The 25,549-nt window shown below is 67.8% G+C and carries 21 protein-coding genes and 1 tRNA gene; 16 read left to right on the top strand and 6 right to left on the bottom strand.

Annotated features, from left to right (window positions below):
* Positions 1 to 57 precede the first annotated feature (57 nt).
* The 4 genes from FOZ76_RS21415 to FOZ76_RS21400 all read left to right on the top strand — a co-directional run bounded on the left by FOZ76_RS21415 (position 58) and on the right by FOZ76_RS21400 (position 5,229).
* Positions 58 to 1,869 carry a thiamine pyrophosphate-binding protein gene (locus FOZ76_RS21415; RefSeq protein ID WP_246129689.1) on the top strand — a complete coding sequence of 604 codons (1,812 nt, stop codon included), beginning with the start codon at positions 58 to 60 and terminating at the stop codon, positions 1,867 to 1,869.
* Positions 1,859 to 3,370, top strand: a complete 1,512-nt coding sequence (locus FOZ76_RS21410; protein ID WP_143950300.1) for an aldehyde dehydrogenase family protein — start codon at positions 1,859 to 1,861, stop codon at positions 3,368 to 3,370. The genes FOZ76_RS21415 and FOZ76_RS21410 overlap by 11 nt, the downstream gene beginning before the upstream one ends.
* 87 nt (positions 3,371 to 3,457) lie before the next feature.
* Positions 3,458 to 4,480 (top strand): Bug family tripartite tricarboxylate transporter substrate binding protein, encoded by a 1,023-nt coding sequence (locus FOZ76_RS21405; protein ID WP_170235566.1) that lies wholly within the window; start codon positions 3,458 to 3,460, stop codon positions 4,478 to 4,480.
* Entirely contained in the window at positions 4,477 to 5,229 is a 753-nt protein-coding gene (locus tag FOZ76_RS21400) for a class II aldolase/adducin family protein (protein WP_143950298.1), read from the top strand. Before FOZ76_RS21405 ends, FOZ76_RS21400 begins: the two co-directional genes overlap by 4 nt.
* 41 nt (positions 5,230 to 5,270) lie before the next feature.
* On the opposite strand, the gene fabI is transcribed toward FOZ76_RS21400, so the two are convergent.
* The 3 genes from fabI to gloB all read right to left on the bottom strand — a co-directional run bounded on the left by fabI (position 5,271) and on the right by gloB (position 8,242).
* Positions 5,271 to 6,056, bottom strand: coding sequence for an enoyl-ACP reductase FabI (gene fabI / locus FOZ76_RS21395; RefSeq protein ID WP_143950297.1), 786 nt, complete (start codon positions 6,054 to 6,056; stop codon positions 5,271 to 5,273).
* 36 nt (positions 6,057 to 6,092) lie between these two features.
* Entirely contained in the window at positions 6,093 to 7,313 is a 1,221-nt protein-coding gene (locus tag FOZ76_RS21390) for a transglycosylase SLT domain-containing protein (protein WP_143950296.1), read from the bottom strand.
* 113 nt (positions 7,314 to 7,426) lie between these two features.
* The gene (gene gloB / locus FOZ76_RS21385; protein ID WP_143950295.1) at positions 7,427 to 8,242 is read right to left on the bottom strand and encodes a hydroxyacylglutathione hydrolase; all 816 of its coding nucleotides are present in this window, start codon (positions 8,240 to 8,242) and stop codon (positions 7,427 to 7,429) included.
* Between the two features lie 35 nt (positions 8,243 to 8,277).
* On the opposite strand from gloB, the gene FOZ76_RS21380 reads away from it, so the two are divergent.
* The 9 genes from FOZ76_RS21380 (at position 8,278) to thpR (ending at position 17,848) form a co-directional block, all read left to right on the top strand.
* On the top strand, positions 8,278 to 9,051 hold the full coding sequence (locus FOZ76_RS21380; protein ID WP_143950294.1) for a class I SAM-dependent methyltransferase: 774 nt from the start codon (positions 8,278 to 8,280) through the stop codon (positions 9,049 to 9,051).
* Between the two features lie 98 nt (positions 9,052 to 9,149).
* Positions 9,150 to 9,599, top strand: coding sequence for a ribonuclease HI (gene rnhA / locus FOZ76_RS21375; RefSeq protein WP_143950293.1), 450 nt, complete (start codon positions 9,150 to 9,152; stop codon positions 9,597 to 9,599).
* A gap of 171 nt (positions 9,600 to 9,770) precedes the next feature.
* A complete protein-coding gene (locus tag FOZ76_RS21370; protein ID WP_143950292.1) occupies positions 9,771 to 10,874 on the top strand; it encodes an efflux RND transporter periplasmic adaptor subunit in 1,104 nt (367 codons plus the stop codon).
* A 12-nt stretch (positions 10,875 to 10,886) separates the two neighbouring features.
* Positions 10,887 to 14,006: an efflux RND transporter permease subunit gene (locus FOZ76_RS21365; protein WP_143950291.1), complete on the top strand. Its 3,120-nt coding sequence runs from the start codon at positions 10,887 to 10,889 to the stop codon at positions 14,004 to 14,006.
* An 89-nt stretch (positions 14,007 to 14,095) separates the two neighbouring features.
* Positions 14,096 to 14,818, top strand: coding sequence for a DNA polymerase III subunit epsilon (gene dnaQ / locus FOZ76_RS21360; RefSeq protein WP_143950290.1), 723 nt, complete (start codon positions 14,096 to 14,098; stop codon positions 14,816 to 14,818).
* Positions 14,819 to 14,942: 124 nt separating this feature from the next.
* Positions 14,943 to 15,017 (top strand) — tRNA-Val (locus tag FOZ76_RS21355).
* Between the two features lie 351 nt (positions 15,018 to 15,368).
* Positions 15,369 to 16,190, top strand: a complete 822-nt coding sequence (locus FOZ76_RS21350; protein ID WP_143950289.1) for an IclR family transcriptional regulator — start codon at positions 15,369 to 15,371, stop codon at positions 16,188 to 16,190.
* 82 nt (positions 16,191 to 16,272) lie between these two features.
* Positions 16,273 to 17,244: a Bug family tripartite tricarboxylate transporter substrate binding protein gene (locus FOZ76_RS21345; protein ID WP_143950288.1), complete on the top strand. Its 972-nt coding sequence runs from the start codon at positions 16,273 to 16,275 to the stop codon at positions 17,242 to 17,244.
* Between the two features lie 28 nt (positions 17,245 to 17,272).
* A complete protein-coding gene (thpR, locus tag FOZ76_RS21340) occupies positions 17,273 to 17,848 on the top strand; it encodes an RNA 2',3'-cyclic phosphodiesterase (protein WP_143950287.1) in 576 nt (191 codons plus the stop codon).
* Between the two features lie 23 nt (positions 17,849 to 17,871).
* On the opposite strand, the gene FOZ76_RS21335 is transcribed toward thpR, so the two are convergent.
* The 3 genes from FOZ76_RS21335 to FOZ76_RS21325 form a co-directional block, all read right to left on the bottom strand.
* The gene (locus FOZ76_RS21335; protein WP_143950286.1) at positions 17,872 to 18,279 is read right to left on the bottom strand and encodes a GFA family protein; all 408 of its coding nucleotides are present in this window, start codon (positions 18,277 to 18,279) and stop codon (positions 17,872 to 17,874) included.
* 108 nt (positions 18,280 to 18,387) lie between these two features.
* The gene (locus FOZ76_RS21330; RefSeq protein ID WP_143950285.1) at positions 18,388 to 22,014 is read right to left on the bottom strand and encodes a hydantoinase B/oxoprolinase family protein; all 3,627 of its coding nucleotides are present in this window, start codon (positions 22,012 to 22,014) and stop codon (positions 18,388 to 18,390) included.
* A gap of 105 nt (positions 22,015 to 22,119) precedes the next feature.
* Positions 22,120 to 22,629: a winged helix DNA-binding protein gene (locus tag FOZ76_RS21325; protein ID WP_143950284.1), complete on the bottom strand. Its 510-nt coding sequence runs from the start codon at positions 22,627 to 22,629 to the stop codon at positions 22,120 to 22,122.
* Positions 22,630 to 22,764: 135 nt separating this feature from the next.
* Between FOZ76_RS21325 and FOZ76_RS21320 the strand changes: the two genes are divergently transcribed.
* The 3 genes from FOZ76_RS21320 to FOZ76_RS21310 all read left to right on the top strand — a co-directional run bounded on the left by FOZ76_RS21320 (position 22,765) and on the right by FOZ76_RS21310 (position 25,538).
* The gene (locus FOZ76_RS21320; protein ID WP_143950283.1) at positions 22,765 to 23,706 is read left to right on the top strand and encodes a LysR family transcriptional regulator; all 942 of its coding nucleotides are present in this window, start codon (positions 22,765 to 22,767) and stop codon (positions 23,704 to 23,706) included.
* Positions 23,707 to 23,843: 137 nt separating this feature from the next.
* Positions 23,844 to 24,506, top strand: a complete 663-nt coding sequence (locus tag FOZ76_RS21315; RefSeq protein ID WP_246129686.1) for a DUF4286 family protein — start codon at positions 23,844 to 23,846, stop codon at positions 24,504 to 24,506.
* 66 nt (positions 24,507 to 24,572) lie between these two features.
* A complete protein-coding gene (locus tag FOZ76_RS21310) occupies positions 24,573 to 25,538 on the top strand; it encodes a TRAP transporter substrate-binding protein (RefSeq protein WP_143950282.1) in 966 nt (321 codons plus the stop codon).
* The last annotated feature ends 11 nt before the right edge of the window (positions 25,539 to 25,549 follow it).

Here is a 25,549-nt window from a genome sequence, read left to right as displayed (position 1 = left end):
CTATAGTACGTCTCCCGAGACCGTCACCGATGGTCGCGACCACGCCGGAGAGACGGATTGATCAAGGTAAACGCAGAAACCCCGTACATAGCCGAAGCGTGCCCGCCGGCCTGGGGTAGCGACCTGCTGGCCAGGATGCTGCGCGACCTGGGTGTTCGATACATCGCCTTGAACCCGGGATCCAGCCTGCGCGGTCTGCACGACAGCCTGGTGAACCATCTGGGCAACGAAGACCCCCAGATGATTCTGTGCCTGCACGAGGAACACGCTGTCGCCATCGCGCATGGCTATGCCAAGGCAACCGGCCAGGCCATCGCGGTCGCACTGCACAGCAATGTCGGGCTCATGCATGCGACCATGGCCATATACAACGCGTGGTGCGACCGCTGCCCCGTTCTGCTCGTTGGCGGGACCGGCCCCGTGGACGCCGCGCAACGCAGGCCATGGATAGACTGGATCCATACCGCGAAGGACCAAGCCGCTCTCGTACGCCAGTTCATCAAATGGGATGACCAGCCGAGCTCCATCGGAGCGGCAGCACAGTCTTTCGCGCGTGCCGCCACCTTGGCGCACGCCGAGCCGCCCGGGCCGGTATATCTGTGCCTTGACGTCGCGCTCCAGGAAGCGCCTGCGCCGCAGCCCGCGGCCCCGTGCGACCTGACGCGCTACGTGTCGTACCAGGCGCCGTATCCTCCCCCCGATGCCGTGCGGACCATTGCCCGGGCGCTACGCGGCGCCAAACGCCCCGTGCTGTTGATCGGGCGAACCTCGCGTAGCCAGGAGGGCTGGGACGCCCGTGTCAGGCTGGCGGAGTTTCTGTCCGCGCAGGTCCTCACGGATCTGCGCGTAGCGGCCTCCTTCCCGACGACGCACCCCCTGCATGCGATGGCCCCCATGCGTTTCATGGAACCCGCAACGGCAGCGCTCCTGCACGAAGCCGATGCCATTCTGGCGCTCGATTGGGTCGACCTGGGAGGCACGCTCGATGCCGCCCACGTCGATAGCGACAGGACCGATGTCTTCCATTGCTCTCTCGATCACCATGTCCATAATGGCTGGAGCATGGACCATCAGGCCCTGCCACGGGCTCGCCTGCATGTCTCGTCCACGGTCGATCACCTGGTCCAGGCCCTGCTCGATGAATTGAGCGTGCCCGAACCGGCGGAACCCGCAGCGTCGCGCCCCGCGCCGCAGACACCCGGCAATCCTGTGGAACAGAGCGCTGAACCGGAATCGGAAGGAATCACGCTCGACAGGCTGGGCGACGCCGTCATCCGGACGACTTCCGGCCGTCGAGTCTGCTTTGCCCGCCTGCCTCTGGGCTGGTCGGCCCGGCACTATCGCTTCACCGGCCCGCTGGACTATCTGGGAACCGACGGTGGAGCGGGAATCGGCTCGGGCCCCGGAATCGCGATCGGTGCGGCCCTGGCGCTCAAGGACAGCGACCGCCTGGTCGTGACGGTCGTCGGCGACGGCGACTTCATGATGTCGTCGAACGCCTGGTGGACAGCGGCACATTATCGTCTGCCCTTGTTGGTGATCGTCAACAACAACCGCACCTACTTCAATGATGTCGTGCACCAGGAGCGTGTCGCCAGAACCCGCAAGCGCCCGCTGGAAAACAAATGGGTGGCGCAGCAGTTGACCGAGCCCGACATCAAGCTCGTGGATATTGCCGCTGCGCAAGGCGCGCTGACGTTCGGGCCGGTCAGAGAGCCGTCGCAACTCGACGCGGTTCTCGAAGACGCCATCCAGGCTGCCTTGGCCGGGAACTTCTGTGTGGTCGATGTACTGGTGCCCGCGCAGTGGGACAACAACCTGCGCAACTCGCTCGCCGGCGCGCAACGGGAGGCCGGACATGACGATTGATCATCTGCCCGCCGACGCCGGGTATGGCGCCACGGCACCGCCACGCTACGACCTGTTCTACGGCGGCCGGTGGCATCCCCCGGTGACGGGCAAGTATGAGGCGGTCATCGCGCCGGCCACCGGCGCCATCCTGGCCCATGTCGCATGCGCCGGACAAGACGACGTCGACCTGGCGGTGGCAGCCGCGCAGGCCGGCTTCGCCGAATGGCAGTCGATTCCTGCCCTGGAGCGCGCGCGCAGACTGCGTGGTCTGGCCGCGGATATTCGCGACCACGCGGAGGAACTCGCTCATCTGGACGCGATGGACAGCGGCAACCCTGTCTGGATGATGCGCGCCGACGTGCGCAATGCGGCGGAGAAGCTCGACTACTTTGCGGGGCTGGTGACGGAGATGAAAGGAGACTCGGTCCCCGTCGGCCCGCACGCAGTCAATTTCTCCGTTCGCGAACCGCTGGGCGTGGCGGTGCGCATCGCAGCCTTCAATCATCCGTTCTCGTTCGTGGCAGGCAAGATGGCAGCGCCATTGGCCGCAGGCAACGCGATGATCGCCAAACCCGCCCGGCAGGCACCTTTGTCGGCATTGCGCCTGGCACAGCTCGCTTTACCGCATGTTCCTCCCGGCGTATTCAACGTGCTGCCGGGTGATCGTGACACGGGCGACTGCCTGGTGCGCCATCCCGGCGTCGCCATCGTCGGGCTGATCGGCAGCGTACCAACCGGCAAGGCCGTCATGGGCGCGGGCGCGCAGACTTTGAAGCGGGTCATTCTCGAACTCGGCGGAAAGAACGCCCTGATCGCCTATCCCGATGCCGATCCCGAGGACGTGGCCGAGGCCATCGTGTCGGGCATGAATTTCTCATGGTGTGGGCAATCGTGCGGTTCGACCAGCCGGCTGTTCGTGCATGAGTCGCTGCACGAAAAGGTGCTCGCAAGGCTGCCTGAAAAGTGTGCGCGATTCGTGCCCGGCCTGCCCGATGATCCGGCTACGACGATGGGCTCGCTGATCAGCTCCGATCAATTCCAAAGGGTTCTCGACTACATCGCGCTGGGCAAGAGCGAAGGAGCGCGACTGGTGTACGGAGGCACCCTCCCCGACGACCCGAAGCTGAGCAAAGGATTTTTCATCCGGCCGACGATATTCGACGGCGTGGAGCCGCACATGCGCATCGCGAGAGAGGAGATATTCGGCCCTGTGCTTTGCGTCCTGAAATGGGCGGACGAAAGCGAGATGATTCGCGCGGTGAATTCACTCGAATACGGGCTGACCTGCTCGATCTGGACGAACGATCTGAATGTTGCTCACCGCGCCGCCGCGGCCGTCCAGGCGGGCTATGTGTGGATCAACCAGGTCACACAGCACTTTCTCGGCGCGCCTTTCGGCGGATACAAGCAATCCGGCATAGGTCGGGAGGAATGCCTCGACGAACTCCTTGCATTCACTCAGATCAAGAACATTCACATAGCCCTCCGACAACCGCCCGCACCGGCGCGCCGGGCCTAACGACCTGCCGCAGGATTCGCCCGGCGCGCGCTGACCGGCCAGGCAGCACGACACCGGCATTCGAATACAAAACGAGGAGATATGTTCATGCTTGATCAGTCATCCAAAGCCGTCGAACGGATCGCGAAAGGCCGCAGACGAGCGGCCGCAACACTCGGGATAGGACTGGCCTTCTGCCTGGGCGGGATGCCGGCAGCGCAAGCACAGCCGGCATCATCGTTGATGCCGGTCACGTTCATCGCGCCGTACCCGCCGGGCGGCACCGTCGATGCCCTGGCGCGTGCATTCGCGCATGCGTATTCACAGGAGACAGGCCGCTCGTTTGTCGTGGAGAACCGACCCGGCGCCGGCGGCAACATCGGCTTGGCAACATTGGCGAGAGCCGCGCCTGACGGAAATACCATCGCTATCGTATCGGCCAACATGCTGACGACGAACCGCTGGCTCTATGCATCGCTGCCCGTCGACCCCGACAAGGACGTTGCGCCGGTGGCGTTCATCGGCCGCGTGCCGTTCGTACTCGTCATCAACAACTCGATTCCCGCCAATACGCTGCCTGAGTTGATCGCGCTCATGAAGTCGAAGACGCAGCAATTCAACTTCGGTTCATCGGGCATAGGCAACACGGCCCATTTGTTCGGCGAACTGTTCAAATCCAGGGCGGGTGTGGAAATGGTTCACGTGCCCTACAAATCCAGCGGCCAGACCTTGCAGGAGGTAATGGCAGGACGCCTGCAACTGGTTTTCAGCACACCGACCGAACTCATGCCGCTGCTTGCGCGTGACGCGGTTCGGCCGATCGCGGTGGCCAGCGACGAGCGGCTGGCTGCGCTTCCCGAGCTGCCCACCCTGAAAGAGCTGGGCCTGCCGGGATTCGAAACACCCACGTGGTTCGGCATCATCGCACCCGGCGGCACGCCGCCGGAAATCGTCGATGAATACAATTCGCTGACCCGCAAGATCATGCAGCGCCCCGACGTGCGGCAACGCCTCGAGCAAATCGGGGCGAGCGGACAAGCGATGACACCGGACGAGTTTCGCAGCTTCATTGCCGACGAATCGTCGAAGTGGAAAGAAATCGTCGAACAATCAGGAGCGAGACTCGAATGAACACCGATACCCGTCAGCGCGCGCTCGACCCGCAGGTCCTGCATGACCTGGTTGCTGCCAATCGAATTCTCGCCAACGAAGGGGTCGTCGACGCCTATGGCCACGTCAGCATCCGGCATCCGCGCAATCCCGATCGATACTTGATCGCCCGCTCGATCAGCCCCGCCCTGGTGACGGCCGGCGACATCATGGAATATGGTCTGGATGGCAAGCCCGTCGACGCCGCCTCGCCCACGCCCTACCTCGAACGGCACATTCACGGCGCGATCTATGAAAAGCGCCCCGATGTGCAGGCCGTCGTGCACAGTCATGCCGTGCCCGTATTGCCTTTCACGCTCACCGACGTTCCCTTGCAAGCCGTCATCCATGTCGCCAGCGACATGGGGGCAGTGATTCCACGCTGGGACATCCGCGACTCCTTCGGAGACACGAACCTCCTGGTGGTCGATATGGACCAGGGCCGCGATCTTGCCGAAACGCTCGGATCCAATAAAGTGGTGCTCATGCGAGGGCACGGCTTTACGGCAACCGGACGATCTCTCATCGAGGTCGTAAAAATCTCCGTTTATCTGCCCGTCAACGCACAAGTGCAGCTCGAAGCGTCCCGGCTGGGGCCCATGCGTCCACTCTCGCCGGGCGAGATCGAGATCCGCAGCCAGGTGGCGCCCGACGCGCCGCAAATGCGCCGGGCATGGGATTACTGGTGCCGCAGAGCCGGCATATCGCCCGAGGTCTCGGCGGGCGACTGACCGCTGCAGCGAGTCTTTCGCCCTGCTCCCATATCCCTGCCCTACTCCTCCATCCCCGGCACCACCGTCGAGAACCCGCCGTCGACGTGCGTGATCTCGCCCGTGACGCCGGCCGCCAAATCCGACAGCAGGAAGGCCGCCACGTTGCCCACGTCGTCGATGGTGACGTTGCGGCGCAGCGGCGCCTGCGACTCGACGTAGCGCAGGATTTTGGAGAAATCCTTGATGCCGCTGGCCGCCAGGGTCTTGATCGGGCCCGCCGAGATGCCGTTGGCGCGGATGCCGAGCTGCCCCAGGTCGCTGGCGAGATAGCGCACGCTGGCCTCGAGCGCGGCCTTGGCCAGCCCCATGGTGTTGTAGTTGGGCACGACCTTTTCCGCGCCCAGGTACGACAGCGTCAGCACCGAGCCCGCGCGTCCCTGCATCATCGGCAGCGCGGCCTTGGCCAGCGCGGGGAAGCTGTAGGCGGAGATGTCGTGCGCGATGCGAAAGGCCTCGCGCGACAGGCCGTCCAGGAAGCGGCCGGCGATGGCTTCGCGCGGCGCGAAGCCGATGGCGTGCACCAGGCCGTCCAGGCCGTCCCAGCGTTTGCCCAGTTCGGTGAACACGGCTTCGATCTGGTCGTCCTCGGCCACGTCGCAGGGCAGCACGATGTCGCTGCCGAACTCGGCCGCGTACTCGCTCACGCGATCCTTGAAGCGCTCGCCCACGTAGGTGAACGCCAGCTCGGCGCCCTGCGCATGGCAGGCGCGTGCGATGCCGTAGGCGATGGAGCGGTTGGAAAGCACCCCGGTGACGAGGATGCGCTTGTTGGCAAGAAAGCCCATGAGGATGAATCCTGGTGAAAAAACGTGAAGATCCGCTCAGCCGGCGCCCGGCACGCGGATGAGCTGCCCGACGCGCAGGCGTGAATGGCTCAGGCGGTTCAGGGATTGCAACGCCTGTACCGTGGTGCTGTAGCGTTCGGCCAGCTTGTACAAGGTGTCGCCCGAGCGTACGCGGTGGGTGCGCGTGCGCGCAGCCGCCCGGGCCTTGCCGGCCTGGCTGCCGGCCGCTGCGCGGGCGGCCTGACCCTGCGCCTGGGCCTTGGCCACGGCGGCCGGCGCGGGCCGGGTCTGCGGCGTGACCAGCGGGCCGTCATAAGCGTCCAGGTTGGCCAGGAACACATCGACCTGGCCGACCGGCAGCAGGATGGGCTTGCCCGTCTCGCGCGAGATCACGCCGCGGTTGAAGGCGGGGTTGAGCGCCGTGAACTCCTCCACCGACATGCCGGCCAGGCGGGCGGCCAGCGGCACGTCGATGTCGCCGGCGCGCGCCACGCGCACGAAGTACGGCTGGTTCGCCACGTTCGGCAGCGTCACGCCGTAGCGTGCGGGCTCGGCGACGATGTTCTTGATGGCCTGCAGCTTGGGCACGTAGTTGCGGGTCTCGTCGGGCATGGCGAGCGAGGTGTAGTCCGTGGGCAGCCCGGCCGCCTCGTTCTTCTGCATGGCGCGCATCACCGCGCCCTCGCCCCAGTTGTACGAGGCGAGGGCGAGATACCAGTCGCCCTGGAAGTTGAAGAGGTATTCCAGATAGTCGAGCGCGGCCTGGGTCGAGGCGACCAGGTCCCGGCGCTCGTCCACCCAATCGTCCTGGCGCAGCTTGAAGTGCCTCCCGGTACTCGGGATGAACTGCCACAGCCCCGACGCCTTCGAGCGCGACAGCGCGGTCGGGTCCCAGCCGCTCTCGACGAAAGGCAGCAGCGCAAGCTCGGTGGGCAGCCCGCGGCGGTTGATTTCCTCGAGGATGAAATACAGATAGGGGCTGGAGCGCTCCATCATGCGCCGGATCATGTCCGGCCGAGACGCGTAGACATCGGTCCAGAGCGCGACCTCGCGCGTCTGCAGGTCCGGCATCGCGAACCCGCGGCGCAGCCGCTTCCAGACGTCCGCAGGCGGCGCGGCGACATCGACGGTGGGGAAACTCGGCTGCGGCGCGAGCCCGGCGAGCGAGGGGCTGGCACTGACCGGGCCCGCACTTTGCTGTACGGTGCCGCAGGCCGCCAGCATCACGGCGGCGCCGGCGGCCAGCCATGCCCGCATGCGCCGCCATGCCGACGCGGCGGGAAGGGACCGGGATGAGGTTGCTGCCGAGCAGGAGCCTTCTCGGCTACGCGGCGCCGCGGACGGGCAGCCTTCGGGGGGGAATTCAGGATTCAACGAAAGTCATCCTTCCAAGCGCGCAAGGCGCCAAAGACATCGGCGCCGCCTTGCAGCGGACGCCCGGCTTGGTTGGTCACGGCCGCGACGACCGTGGGCTCTGTCGTGCGCAGGAACGGGTTGACCGCCAGCTCCAGCGCAAGGCGAGTCGGCACGGTCGGTTCGTTCGCGTCGCGCAGCCGCTGCACTCGGTCGCGCCAGGCCTGCAGCTCGGCATTGCCCGGCTCGACCGCGAGGGCCCAGCGCACGTTGGACGAGGTGTATTCGTGGGCGCAATATACCTGCGTATCGGCCGGTAGCGCCATCAGCTTGGCCAACGACGCGTGCATCTGGACCGGCGTTCCCTCGAAGAGCCGGCCACAGCCGGTGGCGAACAGCGTATCTCCGCAGAACAGTACGGGCTGCGCGCCGGCGGCGCGGCCGTGGTACGCGATGTGCCCGGCGGTATGCCCCGGTACGTCGAGCACCCCGAGTTCCAGATCGAGTTCGGGCAGGCTCACGTGCCCGCCCTCGGCGAGGCGGACATCACAGTGCGGCAACTGTTCGGTGGCCGGTCCGTACACCGTCACGCCGGGCGCATGGGCGCGCAGCGCCTGGACGCCGCCGACGTGATCGCCATGATGGTGGGTGAGTAGAATGGCGTCGAGCCGCAGTTCGCTTGCACGCAGGTGCGCGAGCACCGGCTCTGCGTCGCCCGGGTCCACCACCGCCAGCCGATCGCCACGGCGGATCAGCCAGATGTAGTTGTCCTGAAACGCCCCCACGCCGGATATGCCCTGCGGCACGGCCGCGTCCTGTTCGATTCGGCTCATTGCTCACCTCCTCCAGTCACCCCGCAGCCCGCGCCATGCAGACCGCCGAAAACGCCGCCATTGTAAAACTGACCGAGTGGTTCACCACGCCGGCGGGCGAGTACGTCCAGGCGTGGGAGCAGGCGCGCGTGGACGCGGCGGTCGAGAACGCCTTCGGCTTTCATGCGGTGCAGGCCGGCCTGCCCGGCTTTGACAGCCTGCGCGCCAACCGCATCCCCTTTCACGCCTACCTCGGCCCGGAGCTGCCGCCCGGGCCGCTCGCGCCGCACTGGAACGCCCAGGTGTTGGCCACGCTGGAGGATCTCCCGCTCGAGACGCAAAGCGTCGATCTGCTGACCCTGCCGCATGCCCTGGAGTACGCCCGCGACCCCCACCGGGTCCTGCGCGAGGCCGAGCGCGTGCTCATGCCCGAAGGCCGGCTGGTCATCACGGGCTTCAACCCCTGGAGCCTGTGGACGCTGCGCCATCGGCTCTCACGCCGCGACTGGCTGCCCGAATGCGACCGGCTGCTGTCCATCCCGCGCCTGAAGGACTGGCTCAAGCTGCTCTCGTTCGATCTCGACCGCGGCCATTTCGGCTGCTACGTGCCGCCGGTGTCCAGCGCCAAATGGCTGCGCCGCTACGCCTTCATGGAAAAGGCGGGCGATCGCTGGTGGCCCGTGTGCGGCGCGGTCTACGTGGTCTCGGCGGTCAAGCGCGTGCAGGGCATGCAGATGGTCACGGCCACCTGGAAGCGCAAGCGCCGCGCAACCGCCGCGCGCCCCGTGACGCTGAGCCGGCGCCACACCGAGCCGCCGACGCGCGAGTAGCCGCGCCGTCCCGGCCCCCCCGGGGACGTGTATGCTTGCCAGCCGCGCCGACCGCTGGCGCACCGGCCGCCGCGCCGGCAACGAACCACGACGAACCCATGGACACCGTAGAGATCTGGACCGACGGCGCCTGCAAGGGCAACCCGGGCCCCGGCGGCTGGGGCGCCCTGCTGCGCGCCGGCGAGCACGAGAAGACGCTGCACGGCGGCGAACCGCTGACCACCAACAACCGCATGGAGCTGATGGCGGTGATCCAGGCCTTGCGCCTGTTGAAACGCCGCTGCCGGGTGGTCCTGCACACGGACTCGCAATATGTGCAGAAGGGAATCACCGAGTGGATCGGCGGCTGGAAGCGGCGCGGCTGGATCACCGCCGACAAGAAGCCCGTGAAGAACGCCGACCTCTGGCGCGAACTCGATGCCGAGCGTGAACGGCACGACATCGACTGGCGCTGGGTGCGCGGGCATGCCGGCGACCCGGGCAACGAGCGCGCCGACGTGCTCGCCAACCAGGGCGTGCTCGAGATGCGCCAGCGCCGGGAAACTTAAGTCGCGCAGCGCGGTCCCACCGCTGTCGTGCCTCAGCGCGTTTCAGGGGCGGCCATCCGGGCCAACGGCATACGCCGCGCGAGTGCTCCTGGTGGTACATTCGGTAACTTCGCGCCGCGTCCTTCCCGCCCCAAGCCTGCGCGGCCCCATGCGCCGCCCTTCCCCCTGTCTATGCGTCCTGCCCTCATTGCCGCTGCAGTCGCCGTCGCCACCGTCCTCGGGGCGGCGGCGGGGTTCTATCTTCCGCGCCACCTGTCGGGCACTGCGGCCCCGGAGCCGGGTAGCGCGACGCCTGCGGCCAATGCCGCGTCCGCCGCGGCGCAGCGCCCCGCGGTGGCGGTCGAAGCCATGGCAGTGGCCGCGGCGCAACTCGACCAGCGCCTGAACGCCGTCGGCAGCCTGGTCGCGGACGACTCGGTCATGGTGCGGCCCGAGATCGCCGGGCGCATCAGCAGCATCGCCTTTCGCGAAGGCCAGAGCGTGCGGCGCGGCGACGTCCTGCTGCAACTGGACGACTCGATCGTGCGCGCCGAGTACCAGCAGGCGAGCGCCAACCACGAACTGGCGGTGAGCAAGTTCAAGCGGGCCGACGAGCTGCAGCGCGAAGGCTTCATGAGCCGCCAGAGCCGCGACGAAGCGAGCAATACCGCACAGGTCGAGCGCGCCAACCTGGCGCTCGCCAAGGCGCGCATGGACAAATCGACGATCCGCGCGCCGTTCGACGGCCAGATCGGCCTGCGCTCGGTCTCGGTGGGCGATTACGTCACCGTCGGCCAGGATCTGGTCACGCTGCAGGCCATCGACCAGCTCAAGGTCGACTTTCGCATTCCCGAACTCTACCTGCCGCAGATCCGCATCGGCCAGCGCCTGGAGCTGACGGTCGACGCCCTGCCCAAGCGGCGTTGGCAGGCCGAGGTGACGGCGATCAGCCCGCTGGTGGACGTGGCAGGCCGCGCCCTGCTCATGCGCGCGCAGGTCGACAACGCCGACGGCGCGCTGCGCCCCGGCATGTTCGCACGCGTCAACCTGCTCCTCGCCGAAGGCTCGGCCCTGCTGGTGCCGGAAACCGCGCTCGGCCTGCGCAACAACGGCCATTACGTCTATCGTGTCGAGGACGGGCAGGCGCGCGAGGTGCCGATCCGCATCGGCCAGCGCCGGGGCGGCATGGTCGAAGTGCTCGAAGGTCTGCAAGCCGGCGACCAGGTCGTCACCGCGGGGCTGCAGAAGATCCAGGACGGTACCCGCGTGGCCGTCACCCTCGTATCCGCCAGCTGACAGAGGCCCCTCGTGGTTCTATCCGACACCTGCATCAAGCGGCCCGTCTTCGCGACGGTGCTCTCGCTGATCATCCTCATCGTCGGCCTGGTCTCGTACGAGCGGCTCCCCGTGCGCGAGTACCCGCAGATCGACGAACCCGTGGTGTCGGTGAGCACCACCTACGCCGGCGCAGCCGCCGACGTCATCGAATCGCAGGTCACCAAACCCCTGGAAGACTCGATCTCCGGCATCGAGGGGGTCGAACTGATGACCTCGACCAGCCGCTCCGAGCGCAGCAACATCAACGTGCGCTTTCGCCTGGGCCGCGACCCCGATGCCGCGGCGGCCGAAGTGCGCGACAAGGTCTCGCGCGTGCGGCGCAACCTGCCCGACGAGGTCGACGAACCCGTCATCGCCAAGGTCGAGGCCGACTCGCAGCCGATCATCTACATCGCGGTCGAGTCCGGCACCATGAACCAGATCGAGACCTCGGACTACATCAACCGCTACATCAAGCCGCGCCTGTCGGTGCTGCCGGGCGCGGCCGAGGTGCGCGTGTTCGGCGAGCGCCTGCCCTCGATGCGCATCGACGTGGACCGCGACAAGCTCGCCAGCTACGGCCTGACCGTGCAGGATGTCGAGACCGCCCTGCGCGCCCAGAACGTCGAGATCCCCGCCGGCCGCATCGAATCGCTCGCGCGCGAGTTCTCGGTCGTCGCGGACACCGGCCTGTCGACACCGGCGCAGTTCCGCGACATCGTACTCACCACGGTGGGCGGCTATCCGGTGCGTATCGGCGACGTGGCCTCGGTCATGCTCGGCCCCAAGGACGAGCGGGTTCAGTCGCGCTTCAACGGCGCGCCCGCGGTGAACATCGGCCTGGTGCGCCAGTCCACCGCCAACCCGCTGGAACTGTCGCAGGCCGCGCGCGCCGAGATCGAAACCATCAACAACGACCTGCCCGCGGGCATGCGGCTGAACCTGTCGTACGACTCGTCGGTGTTCATCGAGGAGTCGATCAAGTCGGTCTACAAGACCATCCTCGAAGCGGTGGTGCTCGTCGTCGTGGTGATCGTGTTCTTCCTGCGCAGCCTGCGCGCGAGCATCATTCCCATCGTCACCATCCCGGTATCGCTGATCGGCGCCTGCGCCATCATGTATGCGCTCGGCTTCTCCATCAACACCCTCACCCTGCTGGCGATGGTGCTGGCCATCGGCCTGGTGGTGGACGACGCCATCGTGGTGCTGGAGAACGTCTACCGGCACATCGAGGAGGGCGTGCCGCGGATGCAGGCGGCGCTGCGCGGTTCGCGCGAGATCGCCTTTGCGGTGATCGCGATGACGCTCACCCTGATCACGGTGTATGCGCCGCTCGCCTTCGCCACCGGCCGCACGGGCCGGCTCTTCATCGAGTTCGCCCTGACCCTGGCCTCGGCGGTGCTGCTTTCGGGCTTCGTCGCGCTGACGCTCACGCCCATGATGTGCTCGGTGCTGCTGCGCCACGAAAGCGGCCACGGGCGCATCTACAACGCCATCGAACGCATCCTGGAGCGCCTGACCACGGGCTATCGCCGCCTGCTGCGCCTGGCGCTGCGCCATCGCGCGCCGGTGCTCGTGCTGGGCCTGGCCGTGGCGGGTTCGATGGTGCTTCTGCTGCGCGTGGTGCCGAGCGAACTCGCGCCCACGGAAGACCGCGGCGCGATCTTCTCGCGGGTGTTCTCGCCCGAGGGCGCGACGGTCGACTACACGATCGGCTATCTCGCGCGCGCCGAGCAGTTCTATCAGAACATCCCGGAGCGCGCCGCGTTCCAGTCCACGGCCGGCTTTCCGACCGTCACCGACGGCACCTCCGTGCTGCGCCTCAAGCCCTGGGGCGAACGCGACCGCAAGCAGCAGGACATCGCCAACGAACTACGGCCGCAGTTCGCCAGCCTGCCGGGCGTGCGCACGGTGGTCTCCAATCCGCCTTCGCTCGGCCAGTCGGCGCGCGCGTCCCCGGTGGAGTTCGTCCTGCTCTCGCAGATGTCCTATCCGGAGCTTGCCGGCGTGGCCGACCGGTTCATGGCCGAGCTGGCGAACTACCCGGGCCTGCGCAACCTCAATTCCGACTTGCGCCTGAACACGCCGGAGCTGCGCGTGGAGGTCAATCGCGAGCGCATCGCCGACGTCGGCGCGGATGTCGCAGTGGTCGGCCGCACGCTGGAAACCATGCTCGGCGGGCGCCAGGTGACCCGCTTCAACAGCGACGGCGAGCAGTACGACGTGATGGTGCGCGTCACGCCCTCGAGCCGGGCCGAGCCGGCCGACATCGCCGGCATCTACGTGCGCACGCGCGGCGGCGAGATGGTGCAGCTCGCCAACCTGCTCGACGTGCGCGAAGCCGCCTCGCCGCAATCGCTCAACCACTTCAACCGGCTGCGCTCGGCCAAGATCGAAGCCGATCTCGCGCCCGGCTATTCGCTGGGCGACGTGCTGCCCGTCATGTACGAGGTCGCCGCCCGCGTGCTGCCCGAGACGGTGCAGACCGACCTCGACGGACAGGCTCGCGAGTTCCGCGACTCCTCCGGCAGCATCTATCTGGCCTTCGGCATGGCGCTGGTCTTCATCTACCTGGTGCTCGCCGCGCAGTTCGAGAGCTGGCGCAACCCCTTCGTCATCATGATGTCGGTGCCGCTGTCGCTGACGGGGGGCCTGCTCGCCCTCTGGCTGTCCGGCGGCACCCTCTCGATCTACAGCCAGATCGGCCTGATCACACTGCTCGGGCTCATCACCAAGCACGGCATCCTCATCGTGGAGTTCACCAATCAGTTGCGCGAGCAGGGTCACGGCATGCTGGACGCCGTGATCGAGGCGAGCGTGCTGCGCCTGCGCCCCATCCTCATGACCACCGGCGCCATGGTGCTCGGCGCGGTGCCGCTGGCCCTGGCGGTGGGCGCCGGCGCCGAGTCGCGCCAGCAGATCGGCTGGGTGATCGTGGGCGGGCTCTCGGTGGGCACCCTGCTCACGCTGTTCGTGGTGCCGGTGGTCTACACCCTCATCGCGCCGCGCCGGATGCGCCATCGCTTCGTGGAGGAGCCCGCCGTCGAGCCGGCGCCGGCCATCCCGCCGCCGGTGCCGCCGGCACCGCCCGCCAGGCCCCACGGCGCCTGAGCCGGCCGGCCAATCCTGTTATCCTTGACCGCGGCCGCCGCATCGTGCGGCCGCTTCGTCTTTCCGCCTCCCCTTTGCCGCTCATGCCCATGCGCCACATCGTCCTCGATACCGAAACCACCGGACTGGAACCCGAACTCGGGCACCGCGTGATCGAAATCGGCTGCGTGGAGATCGTCAACCGCCAGTTGACCGGCCGGCATTTCCACACCTACCTGAACCCTGACCGCGACATCGACGCCGGCGCGCAGGCGGTGCACGGTCTGTCGCGCGAGTTCCTGTCCGGGCATCCACGCTTCGAGGACAAGGTCGACGAGTTCCTCGACTTCATCGAGGGCGGCCACATCCTCATCCACAACGCCACGTTCGACGTGAAATTCCTCAACGCCGAACTGGGGCGGCTGCAGCGTCCGGGGTTCAAGGAACTCTGCGCCGGCGTGATCGATACGCTGCTGCAGGCGCGCGAACTGCACCCGGGCAAGCGCAATTCGCTCGACGCGCTGTGCGACCGCTACGGCATCTCGAACGCGCACCGCACGCTGCACGGCGCCTTGCTCGACTCGGAGCTGCTCGCCGAAGTCTGGCTGGCCATGACGCGCGGCCAGAACAGCCTGGTGATCGACGTGCCCGACAACGTGGGCGCCGCAGCCAATGCGGGCGGCATTGCCGACCTGGCCGGCGTCGTGCTGCCGGTGCTGGCCGCCACGCCCGAGGAAGTCCACGCCCATGAAACCTATCTGGACGGGCTGGACAAGGAAGCCAAGGGAGCCAGCGTGTGGCGCAAGCTGGCGGCCGTGCCCGAGGCCGCCTGAGCTCCGGAATGTCCGCGATGCATCACTTTACAAAGTCAAAAATTCCATAGTAGAATTCAAGTCTTCCTAGCGCGGCGCTAGTTGGTTCTGTCTTGCAGCCAAGGCAATAGAGCGCCAGCCGCCCGGGCGGTTAACTCAGTGGTAGAGTGCCACCTTCACACGGTGGAAGTCACAAGTTCGAACCTTGTACCGCCCACCATTTCCTTCTCCCGGAAATGGCGTTTCCCCCGAGTTTCCTGATGCTTGCGAAGGCCTGACCGGCCGGATTTGCGCTGCTTGCTCGCGCCCTTCTTCGCGTTCTTCTCTCGCGCGTGGCTTTCGCACATTGCCGCTGCATGCCTGCCCTGCAGGCCAACTCCGCACGTTCCCGCTCGTGCCGGTCGCGCCCGCCCCTGCCTGCGCGCTCTCACCGTCTCTCGGCCGTCGCGGCCCATCTTGCTGCGTTCCCGCGGTTGACGCGCCTACGCATCGATTCCATATATTGAAATCGAAGCCCGTTAATTGACACGCCTACGGGGCGATTCCAGACTGCTCCAAGGAGACGGACACCATGGCGCAGCCCATACAAGAGCTCATCCAGGAGAAGCGGCGCACCCATCCGGCCTTTGGCGGAACGATCGCCAAAGCCTTTGCGCTGCTTTCATGCTTCGGCGAAGACGGCCTTCCGCTGGGCAATCGCGAATTCGCCCAGCGCCTGGGCATGCCGCGCGCCACCGTCTCGCGCCTGTGCCGCACGCTGGTCGAACTGGGCTACCTCGCCTGGGACCGCACGCAGGACAAATACGTGCCTTCCGTGGGCGTGCTGCGCCTGGGCTATCCCTACCTGGTCGGGCTGCCGCTGCGCAATCTGGCGCGCGGGCCCATGCAGGCCTTGGCCGAGCGCATCGGCGGCGCGGTATCGATCGGCGTGGCCCAGGGCACCCAGGTGATCTACCTCGAAACCTGCACGCATCGCGAAGGCACGCTGGCCTTGCCCGCGCCGGGCGCGACGCGCTCGGTGATGACCACCGCCATGGGCCGCGCCTGGCTCGCCACGCTGGATGCCGACGCGTTCGCGCAGGCGCTGGACGCGGTCGAATCGGAACGCCCGCAGGAACACGCCGCCATGCTCGACACGGTCAAGCGCAACGTGGCGCTCTATCCGCGGCGCGGCTATGCCTTGAACGAGGGCGACGCCGGCCTGGGGGTGCACGGCGTGGGCGTGGCCTCGCGCCTGCACTATCACCAGCACCGGCTGCTCTTTAACTGCGCCATCGCGGGCGAGCGCGTGGCGTCGCGCGCGCTCGAGCGCGTGTACGCGCCAGCCCTGATCGGCCTGGTCCAGCAGGTGGAAGTCACCACCGGGCTGGCGCCGACGCGCCACATCCCGTGAACGCCGCCGCCCACACCCTTCCGGATTACTTGCCGCGAACCCATACCCGCCACCAGAACGGGCCCCGACACGGAGACAGACCATGCATCGCCGTCATTTCATCGCCGCCCTGGGCGCCGCCGGGCTCAGCCCCTGGCTCGCCGCCCGCGCCGCCGGCACCTATCCCGAGCGCCCCGTACGCATCATCTCGCCCTACGGCCCGGGCGGCTCCAACGATACGTCCGGCCGCCTGGTGGCCCAGGCCCTGAGCGAGAAATACGGCCAGCAGTTCGTGCTCGAGAACCAGCCCGGCGCCGGCACGCGCATCGGCACGCAGACCATCGCGCGCAGCCCTGGCGACGGCTACCACCTGCTGTGGTGCGCGGCGCCGTTCGCCGTCAATACGGCGGGCAAGGCCAACACGCCCTACGACATCCATCGCGACTTCGTCGCCGTCGGCCCGCCCGTGATCGGGCCCGTGTTCCTGATCGTCAATGCCGATTCGCCGCTGCACTCGGTGGCCGATTTCGTGGAATACGCGCGCAAGCAGCCCAAGGGCGTAGACTTCGCCTCGCCGGGCAGCGGCTCCGGCCCGCACCTGGCCGCCGAACTCTTCGCTCTGACCGGCAAGTTCGACGCGCTCAACGTGCACTACCGGGGCGACGCACAGGCCTACACCGAGCTGCTGGGCGGGCGCGTCGACGCCACCCTCACCGCCATCACGACGGCGCTGCCGCACATCGCCGCGGGTAGGCTGCGCGTGCTCGGCGTGGCCTCGGCCCAGCGCTCGGCGATCGCACCGGATGTGCCCACGTTTGCCGAGCAGGGCATGCCGGAAGTCATCGGCCATGGCTGGTTCGGCCTGATCGCGCCGGCCGGCACGCCGCCAGCCATCGTGCAAGCGCTCAACGCCGACGTCAACGCCATCTTCGCGGATGCCGGCATCCGCCAGCGCCTGCTCGATCTCGGCCTGGAACCGCAGTCGGGCAGCCCGGCCGATTTCCAGTCCTTCATCGACACCGAGGTCGAGCGCTGGGCCAAGGTGATCGAGGCCGCCGACATCACGATAGAGTAAGGGCTACGCCCACTGCCCCACGCGCGCCATGCCAAGCACGGACATCGACGAGCGCCTATGGAACCGCTGCTTTCTGGCGCTCGCGCCGGCAGCGAGCGATGCGCGACGCATCGCCCGGCTGGCCGCCATGGCCGCGCCGCAGGATGCGCACCGGCTCGCGGCGGTCGACCTGCACATCACGCTCGCCTTCTTCGGACGCATCGCACCGGCGGCCGGGCATGCCCTTGCCGCCGTGCTGCAACACCTGGCCGATGCACCCCTGATGCTCGACATGAGCGGGCTCGCCTGCTGGCCCGACCCGCGTCGCCCGCGGGTGCTGGTGGCGGAGTTCACCGCCAGCCCGGCGCTGCTCGCACTGCTCGCCCAGGTGCACGGACACATGCGCGCGCTCGGCCTGCCCATCGAACAGCGCCCCTATCGCCCGCACGTGACGCTGGCGCGCTTTCCGTACCGGCGCGCTGGCGCCGCACAGCCGGCGCCCGTGCCAATGCTTCAGGCCTGTCGTTTCGACGCGCTGGCGCTCTACACCAGCCTGGCGCCGACGCCCGTGCAGCGCTACCGCCCTCTGGCCCAGGCGCACCTGCGCGGCCCGCTCGCGCATTGAGCCGCCCGGCGCGCGCCGAACGTTCAGGAAGGATCGCCGTACCTGGCGAGCACTTCCTGTTCGGTCAGCGTCGGCGTCTCGTTGGCGAGTGCGTAGTAGTCGGGCTTGCGATCGATGAAGATCTGCGCGCTCAGCACCAGCCCCTGCGCATCGCTGAACAGCCCGGCCGGCACGGCGCACGACGGGCCTTTCTCGCCGCGATAGTACAGATGGGTGCCGCAGTGCCGGCAAAAGCCGCGCCGCGCCCATGCGGAAGAACGGTATTCGGTAATGTGCTCGCGCCCGCCGATCTCGACCCCGGAATCCAGCGAAATCGCGAACAAGGGACCGCCGCCCCAGCGACGGCACGCGCCGCAATGGCAGACGCCCACCTGTGAGTGATCATCGGGCACGGTGATCGTCACCGCCCCGCAAAGACACTGCCCCTGCATGCCGCCCCCCGTTGGTGAGTATGCGTACCGGACACGATAGCGCAATGTCCGGACACGGCGAAGGCCCCGGGGCCGGCCGCAGCAGCCGGGCGCGCCCCGGCCGCCGCCCTACGCGGCCTTGCCGAAGCCGCCGCCGCCCGGCGTGCGGATCTCGACGATGTCGCCCGGCTGCACTTCGGTGCGCGCCTGCGGCCCCAGCGTCTCGATGCTGCCGTCGCTGCGGAACACGCGGTTCAGCCCGACCTCGCCCGGCTCGCCGCCGGCCAGGCCGAACGGCGCGTGCAGGCGGTTGTTCGAGAGGATGGACACCGTCATCGGCGACAGGAAGCGCAGGCGGCGCGTACCGCCGTTGCCGCCATGCCAGCGGCCCTTGCCGCCCGAGCCCGTCCGGATCTCGTAGGATTCCAGGCGCACCGGGTAGCGCAGTTCGAGCACTTCGGGGTCGGTCATGCGCGAGTTGGTCATGTGCGCCTGGACCACCGAGGTGCCGTCGAAACCACGCGCCTGCGCCAGCGGTACGCCCAGATCGGCCACGCCGGCGCCGGTGCCGCCCGAGATCGTCTCGTAGTACTGGTACCGGGCATCGCCGAAGGTCAGGTTGTTCATCGTGCCCTGGCTGGAGGCGAGCACGCCGAGCGCGCCGTACAGCGCATTGACCACGCACATCGAGGTCTCGACGTTGCCCGCGACCACCGAAGCCGGGGGATCGGGCTGCAGCATGGAATGCGGCGGCACGATGATCTCGATGGGCTTCAGGCAGCCGGCATTCAGCGGGATCTGGTCCTCGACCAGGGTGCGGAACACGTACAGCACGGCGGCGACCGTGATGGCGCGCGGCGCGTTGAAGTTGTTGCGCAACTGCGCCGAGGTGCCGGTGAAATCCACCACCGCGCTGCGTGCCTCGCGATCCACCTGGATGCGCACCCGGATCGTCGCGCCGTTGTCCAGCGGGTAGGTGTACTCGCCGTCCTTCAGCACCGAGATCACGCGGCGCACGGCCTCCTCGGCATTGTTCTGCACGTGGCCCATGTAGGCGCGCACCACGTCCAGGCCGAATTGATCGCACATGCGCAGCAGTTCCTGCACGCCCTTTTCGTTGGCCGCGATCTGCGCCTGCATGTCCGCGAGGTTCTGCTCCGGATTGCGCGCCGGCCACTTGCCCGAGCCGAGGATTTCCCGCGCGGCAGCCTCGTTCAAGCGGCCCGCGCTCACCAGTTGGAAGTTGGTGAAGAGCACGCCCTCGTCCTCGATGGTGGTCGAGTCGGGCGGCATCGAGCCCGGCGTGGTGCCGCCGATGTCGGCGTGGTGCCCGCGCGAGCCCACATAGAACAGGATCTGCCTGCCTGCGCGGTCGAAAACCGGCGTGACCAGCGTGACGTCCGGCAGATGGGTGCCGCCGTGATACGGGTCGTTCACCACGTACACGTCGCCCGGCTGCATGCGGCCTTCGTTGGCCTGCATGATGGTGCGGATCGACTCGCTCATCGAACCCAGGTGCACCGGCATGTGCGGCGCATTGGCGATCAGGTTGCCCTCGGCGTCGAAGATCGCGCAGGAGAAGTCCAGGCGCTCCTTGATGTTCACCGAGTGCGCCGTGTTCTGCAGGCGATAGCCCATCTGTTCGGCGATCGACATGAACAGGTTGTTGAACACCTCGAGCATGATCGGATCGGCCTCGGTGCCGATGGCGCGGCGCTGCTCGCGCGCCACGACGCGGCGCATCACGATGTGGTCCAGTTCGGTGATGCGCGCCTGCCAGCCCACTTCGACCACGTTGGTGCCGTTGGCCTCGGAGATGATGGCCGGGCCGTCGAGCACGTCGCCTGGCAGCATGTCCTCGCGCACGTAGAGCGGCGTGTCGCGCCAGGCGCCGGCGCTGTACATGCGCACCGTCTCGCGCGGTTGCAGCGCGCCCGCGCGCTGGCGCGGCGCGACCTGCTCGTCGAGCGCCTCGCCACCGCCGCGCGCCTCCACCGAGATCGTCTCGACCACCAGCGGACGATCGGGCATCAGGAAGGAGAAGCGCTGGCGATACGCCTGCTCGAAGCCTCCGCGCATCTCGTCCAGCGTGCCATAGGGCACTTCCAGCGCAGTGTCCGAACCGCGGTACTTGATGTGCACACGCTGCAGCACGGCGATGTCGGCGTCCGGGACATGTTGGCGCCGGAGCTCGCCCACCGCCTCGGCCGAGAGCTCGTCCAGGGCGGCCCGCAAGCCGTCGAGCAGCTCCGGCGCGAGCACCTGCTCGACCGTGCGCTGGCGCATGTCGGTCTGGTCCGCCAGGCCCATGCCGTAGGCCGAGAGCACGCCGCCCAGCGGGTGCGCGTATACGGTGTTCATGCCGAGCGCATCGGCCACCAGGCAGGCGTGCTGGCCGCCGGCGCCGCCGAAGGTGGTGAGCGTGTAGTGCGTCACGTCATGGCCGCGCTGCACCGAGATGCGCTTGATCGCCTCGGCCATGTTGCCCACGGCGATCTCCAGGAACCCTTCGGCCAGTTGTTCCGGGGTCAGTTCGCGGCCGGTGGCGGCCTTCACGTCCTCGGCCATCGCCGCGAATTTCCGCGCAACCACCTCGCGCTCGAGCGCCTCGTCGGCCCTGGGGCCGAACACGCGGGGAAAGAACGCCGGCTGGATCTTGCCCAGCAGCACGTTGCAGTCGGTGACCGCGAGCGGGCCGCCGCGGCGATAGCTGGCCGGCCCCGGGTTGGCGCCGGCCGAGTCCGGACCGACGCGCAGGCGCGCGCCGTCGAAATGCAGGATCGAGCCGCCGCCCGCGGCCACGGTATGGATGCTCATCATCGGGGCGCGCATGCGCACGCCGGCGACCTGGGTCTCGAACTCGCGCTCGAAGGTGCCCGCGTAGTGCGACACGTCGGTGGAGGTGCCGCCCATGTCGAAACCGATGACGCGCTCGAAGCCGGCGAGCTCGCTGGTGCGCACCATGCCGACGATGCCGCCGGCCGGGCCGGACAGGATCGCATCCTTGCCGCGAAAGCGCATGGCGTCGGTGAGGCCGCCGCTGGATTGCATGAACATCAGGCGGACGCCCGGCAGCTCGGCCGCCACCTGCTGCACGTAGCGCGACAGGATGGGCGACAGGTAGGCGTCGACCACGGTGGTGTCGCCGCGCGAGACGTACTTGATGAGCGGGCTGACCTCGTACGAGACCGACACCTGGCCGAAGCCCACCTCGCGGGCGATGCGCGCAGCCTGGGCCTCGTGCGCCGGCTGGATCCAGGCGTGCATGAACACGATGGCCACTGCGCCGATACCGGCTTCGCGCGCGGCAACGAGCTGCGCGCGCAGGGCATCCGCGTCCAGCGGCTGCAGCACCGCGCCGTCGGCGGCGACGCGCTCGTCGGCCTCGATCACGGTCTCGTAGAGCTGGTCCGGCAGCGCGATCTTGCGATCGAACAGGCGCGGCCGGTTCTGGTAGGCGATGCGCAGCGCGTCGCGAAAGCCGCGCGTGGTGACGAGCGCGGTGCGCTCGCCCTTGCGCTCGAGCAGCGCATTGGTGGCCACCGTGGTGCCCATCTTCACGCAGTCGACCATCTCGGCGTCCACCGCCTCGCCGGGCGCCAGGCCGAGCAGCTTGCGGATGCCGGCCACCGCCGCGTCGCGATATTGCTCGGGGTTCTCCGAGAGCATCTTGGCGGTGGTGAAACTGCCGTCGGGACGACGGGCCACGATATCGGTGAACGTGCCCCCACGATCCACCCAGAATTGCCACTTCATGAAATACCCCGATGAGGATGCCGGCCGCGCCGGCGACGGAAACGATGGTTCACGACGGGGGGCGATCGGCCGGCAGGCGGCGCCGGCGCCGGCCCCCGACGTGCGTCAGAGAGAGGTGGCCGCGCGCGCGGCCTGGTCGTACAGGCCCGACAGCGCGCGCAGTGCGTTGGCCAACTGGCGCGTGACTTCCAGCCCCTGCCCCGCGCCGGCCGCCAGCCCGCTCACCAGGCATTCCTCGCGGATCGCGGCGTAGCGCTGGATGACCTCGGCGGCCGCCGGCGTGGCCGAATACAGCACTTCCTTGCCCTTGCGCTCGCCCTGGACCATGCCCAGGCGCTCGAGCTTCTTGAGCGAGTAGTTGACGATGTGCGTGTCCTCGACGTTCAGCGTGAAGCAGATATCGGCGAGCTTCTTGGCGCGCTGCCGGTGGTAGACGTGATGGATGACCATGACGTCGGTCGCGGTGAGGTCGGTCAGGCCGGCTGCCGCCATGCCGCGCACCATCCAGCGGTTGAACGCGTGGGTGGCGATCATCAGGCCGAACTCGACTTCGGACAGGTCGGGCGCCGAGCCTTCGGCCAGATGGGCCGAGGAGGCGATGCGGGTCGGCAGCATGCAGAAAACCCCTATGGACGGAACATTGTCAAAACGATAATAATTTATCAATGTTTCGTCAACGAATTATCATGATGAACCCCGCCGTCCCGAGACACGGTTCGCGCGCTATCCTGAAGCCCCGGGAGTAGGACGATGAACCTGCGGTTTCTGGAAACCTTCGTATGGGTGGCCCGCCTGCGCAGCTTCAAGGCCGCGGCGCATAAGCTCAACCTCACCCAGGCAGCCATTTCCGGGCGCATCGCGGCGCTCGAGAACGAGCTCAACCAGCAATTGCTCGAGCGCGGGGCGCGCGATACGCGGCTCACGCCCGCCGGGCGCACGCTCATGGAGTACGCCCGGCGCATGCTCGACACCGATGCCGAAATGCGGCGCACGCTGCTCGGCCCGCCCGGCCTTCGCGGGCGCGTGCGCCTGGGCATCGTCGAATCGATCGTGCACACCTGGTTCACCCCGTTCATCACGCACCTGCACGAGAAACACCCCGAGATCGAGTTCGAACTCACCGCCGAATCCACCCGCCGCCTGCAGGACCTGCTCAAGCACGGCAGCATCGACGTGGCGCTGCAGACCGACTCGATCATCGGCGCCGACGTGCGCAACCGCGACCTAGGTGCCCTGCGCATGGGCTGGATCGTCGGCGCGCACACGCCGTTTCCCGACGAGATGGCGCTGGCCGATCTCGCCACTTTTCCGCTCGTCACCTTCCCGCGCCATTCACAGCCGCACCTGCAGTTGCTCGACCTGCTGGAGGCCGCGGGCATCGTCCACGCCCGCATCCATTTCGTCTCGTCCATCGCCGCGTGCCTGCAGTTCGCCGAGGCGGGCCTGGGTATCGCCGCCCTGCCGGTGGCCGCCGCGCAGGCCGGCCTGGCCGAGGGCCGCTACCGGCGCATCCGCACGCAGCCGGAACAGGCCGATCTGCGCCTGGTGGCGAGCTGGCGCCCCGAGGGCGACGGCGGCGTGGCCGATGCCGTGGTCCAGCTTGCGGTCGAGGAAATGCAGCGCTATGCCGCGGTGTGCCCGCACGCCACACCCGCGCCCCAACCCGGGGCACCCCAGGGTAATACCGGATAGACGCACGCACTAAAGAAGTGCCTATGCACCCCAATCGGTTTTTGCTATCGAAAGCGATCTGAATATCCCGTTTGCCACGACGCGCACGCGCTCCCCATAATTTGTTACGACGTTTGTTTATTCCTTGGAGCCAGGCCGTGGACAACCACCTCCGACAAGACCGCGACGCGATGGGCGAGCTTTTCATCTGGACCGACATCGATCCCGCCCACGAGCAAGACTTCAACCTGTGGTACGACCGCGAGCACATGGCCGAGCGCGCGCGCATCCCCGGCTTCGCGTGGGCGCGCCGCTATCACACCCGCAACGGCGAGCGGCCCTACCTCGCGCTCTACCGCACCGAGAGCCTGCACACGTTCGGCACCGAGGCCTACCAGCAGGCGTTCCAGCATCAGACGCCGTGGTCGATCCAGAACTTCGCGCGCATGCGCAACACCAATCGCCGCGTGATGGTCGTCACCCTGGTCGCGGGCGTGGGCACGGGCGGCGCGCTCGGCATGGTGCCGCTGGGCGGCACGGCCACCGCCGAAAAGGCGTTCGCCATCGCCAATACCGTGATGTCGATCGAGGGCGTGCTGGCGCTGCGCGTGCTCACGCCCGAACCCTCGCTGTCCACGCCGCTTCCTTCCGAACCCGCCGAAGGCCGCAAGCTAGAGCCCATGCTGCTCGTCGACGCCACCAACGAGCCCGCAGCGGCCGCGGCCGCGCGCGCGGTGGCCGCCGAACTCAACCTGCCGGCCGCGCAAACGCACACCTTCAACCTGCTCTGGGATCTGCGCTCGGCGGATCTCGCGACCTAGAGCTCTCTTTCCCGTTCCCGCCGCCGGGCACCCTTCCATCAACCCGCCTTCTCGAGGTGTACTGCCATGAAGAAACTGCTGACCCTGGCCGCTGCGCTGGCGATGACCAGCGCTGCCAACGCCGCAACCACGTGGATGCTGAGCGCCGAGCAGCCCGACGCCAACTACCTGACGCAGAACGTGCGCCAGTTCGCCGCGGACGTCAAGGAAGCCACCAAGGGCGAGCTGGTCATCAATGTGCAGTCCAACAGCACGCTGTTGAAGCGCCCGGAAGTCAAGCGCGGCGTGCAGCAGGGCGTGGTGCAGGCCGGCGAAGTGCTGATGTCCTCGGCGGGCAACGAAGACGCCATGTTCGAGATCGACAGCGTGCCCTTCCTGGCCAGCTCGTTCGACGACACCGAAAAGCTCTGGAAGGCTGCCAAGCCCATCATCCAGGAAAAGCTCGACAAGCAGGGCATCGTGCTGCTGTACGCGGCGCCGTGGCCCCCGCAGGGCATCTACACCAAGACGCCGGTCACGAGCATGTCGGATCTGAGCGGCGTGCGCTTTCGCGCGTATAGCGCCTCCACCAGCCGCATGGCCACGCTGATGGGCGCGGTGCCGACCACCGTGAACACGCCCGAGGTGCCGCAGGCCTTCTCCACCGGCGTGATCGACGCCATGCTGACCTCGCCCGCCACCGGCGTCGACACGCAAGCCTGGGACTACACCAAGTTCTATTACGACACGCAGGCCTTCATTCCGCTGAACTACGTCATCGTCAACAAGCGCGCCTACGACCGCCTGCCCGAGGAGCAGCAGCAGGCGGTGACGCAGGCCGCCGAGCAGGCCGAAGCGCGCGGCTGGGATCTGGGCCGCGAGCAGACCGACAAGCTCACCAAGACGCTGGCCGACCACGGCATGAGCGTCGAACCCGTGCCCGAGACCCTGGCCGCCGAACTGCGCAAGATCGGCGAAACCATGACCACCGAATGGGAAAAGCGCGCCGGCGAAGAAGGCACCAAGGTGCTCAACGCCTTTCGCGGCAACTGAGGTGCATCGCC

The sequence above is a fragment of the Verticiella sediminum genome, from assembly GCF_007558815.1.
GTDB classification, from domain to species: domain Bacteria; phylum Pseudomonadota; class Gammaproteobacteria; order Burkholderiales; family Burkholderiaceae_B; genus Verticiella; species Verticiella sediminum.
This window is presented reverse-complemented; position numbering and strand designations above follow the sequence as displayed.

Bases quoted from the DNA above. Each gene is read 5' to 3' on its own strand.
- FOZ76_RS21410 (WP_143950300.1), top strand. From the start codon at position 1,859: ATGACGATTGATCATCTGCCCGCCGACGCCGGGTATGGCGCCACGGCA.
- FOZ76_RS21405 (WP_170235566.1), top strand. From the start codon at position 3,458: ATGCTTGATCAGTCATCCAAAGCCGTCGAACGGATCGCGAAAGGCCGC.
- FOZ76_RS21400 (WP_143950298.1), top strand. From the start codon at position 4,477: ATGAACACCGATACCCGTCAGCGCGCGCTCGACCCGCAGGTCCTGCAT.
- fabI (WP_143950297.1), bottom strand. From the start codon at position 6,056: ATGGGCTTTCTTGCCAACAAGCGCATCCTCGTCACCGGGGTGCTTTCC.
- FOZ76_RS21390 (WP_143950296.1), bottom strand. From the start codon at position 7,313: ATGCGGGCATGGCTGGCCGCCGGCGCCGCCGTGATGCTGGCGGCCTGC.
- gloB (WP_143950295.1), bottom strand. From the start codon at position 8,242: ATGAGCCGAATCGAACAGGACGCGGCCGTGCCGCAGGGCATATCCGGC.
- FOZ76_RS21380 (WP_143950294.1), top strand. From the start codon at position 8,278: ATGCAGACCGCCGAAAACGCCGCCATTGTAAAACTGACCGAGTGGTTC.
- rnhA (WP_143950293.1), top strand. From the start codon at position 9,150: ATGGACACCGTAGAGATCTGGACCGACGGCGCCTGCAAGGGCAACCCG.
- FOZ76_RS21370 (WP_143950292.1), top strand. From the start codon at position 9,771: ATGCGTCCTGCCCTCATTGCCGCTGCAGTCGCCGTCGCCACCGTCCTC.
- dnaQ (WP_143950290.1), top strand. From the start codon at position 14,096: ATGCGCCACATCGTCCTCGATACCGAAACCACCGGACTGGAACCCGAA.
- FOZ76_RS21350 (WP_143950289.1), top strand. From the start codon at position 15,369: ATGGCGCAGCCCATACAAGAGCTCATCCAGGAGAAGCGGCGCACCCAT.
- FOZ76_RS21345 (WP_143950288.1), top strand. From the start codon at position 16,273: ATGCATCGCCGTCATTTCATCGCCGCCCTGGGCGCCGCCGGGCTCAGC.
- thpR (WP_143950287.1), top strand. From the start codon at position 17,273: ATGCCAAGCACGGACATCGACGAGCGCCTATGGAACCGCTGCTTTCTG.
- FOZ76_RS21335 (WP_143950286.1), bottom strand. From the start codon at position 18,279: ATGCAGGGGCAGTGTCTTTGCGGGGCGGTGACGATCACCGTGCCCGAT.
- FOZ76_RS21330 (WP_143950285.1), bottom strand. From the start codon at position 22,014: ATGAAGTGGCAATTCTGGGTGGATCGTGGGGGCACGTTCACCGATATC.
- FOZ76_RS21325 (WP_143950284.1), bottom strand. From the start codon at position 22,629: ATGCTGCCGACCCGCATCGCCTCCTCGGCCCATCTGGCCGAAGGCTCG.
- FOZ76_RS21320 (WP_143950283.1), top strand. From the start codon at position 22,765: ATGAACCTGCGGTTTCTGGAAACCTTCGTATGGGTGGCCCGCCTGCGC.
- FOZ76_RS21310 (WP_143950282.1), top strand. From the start codon at position 24,573: ATGAAGAAACTGCTGACCCTGGCCGCTGCGCTGGCGATGACCAGCGCT.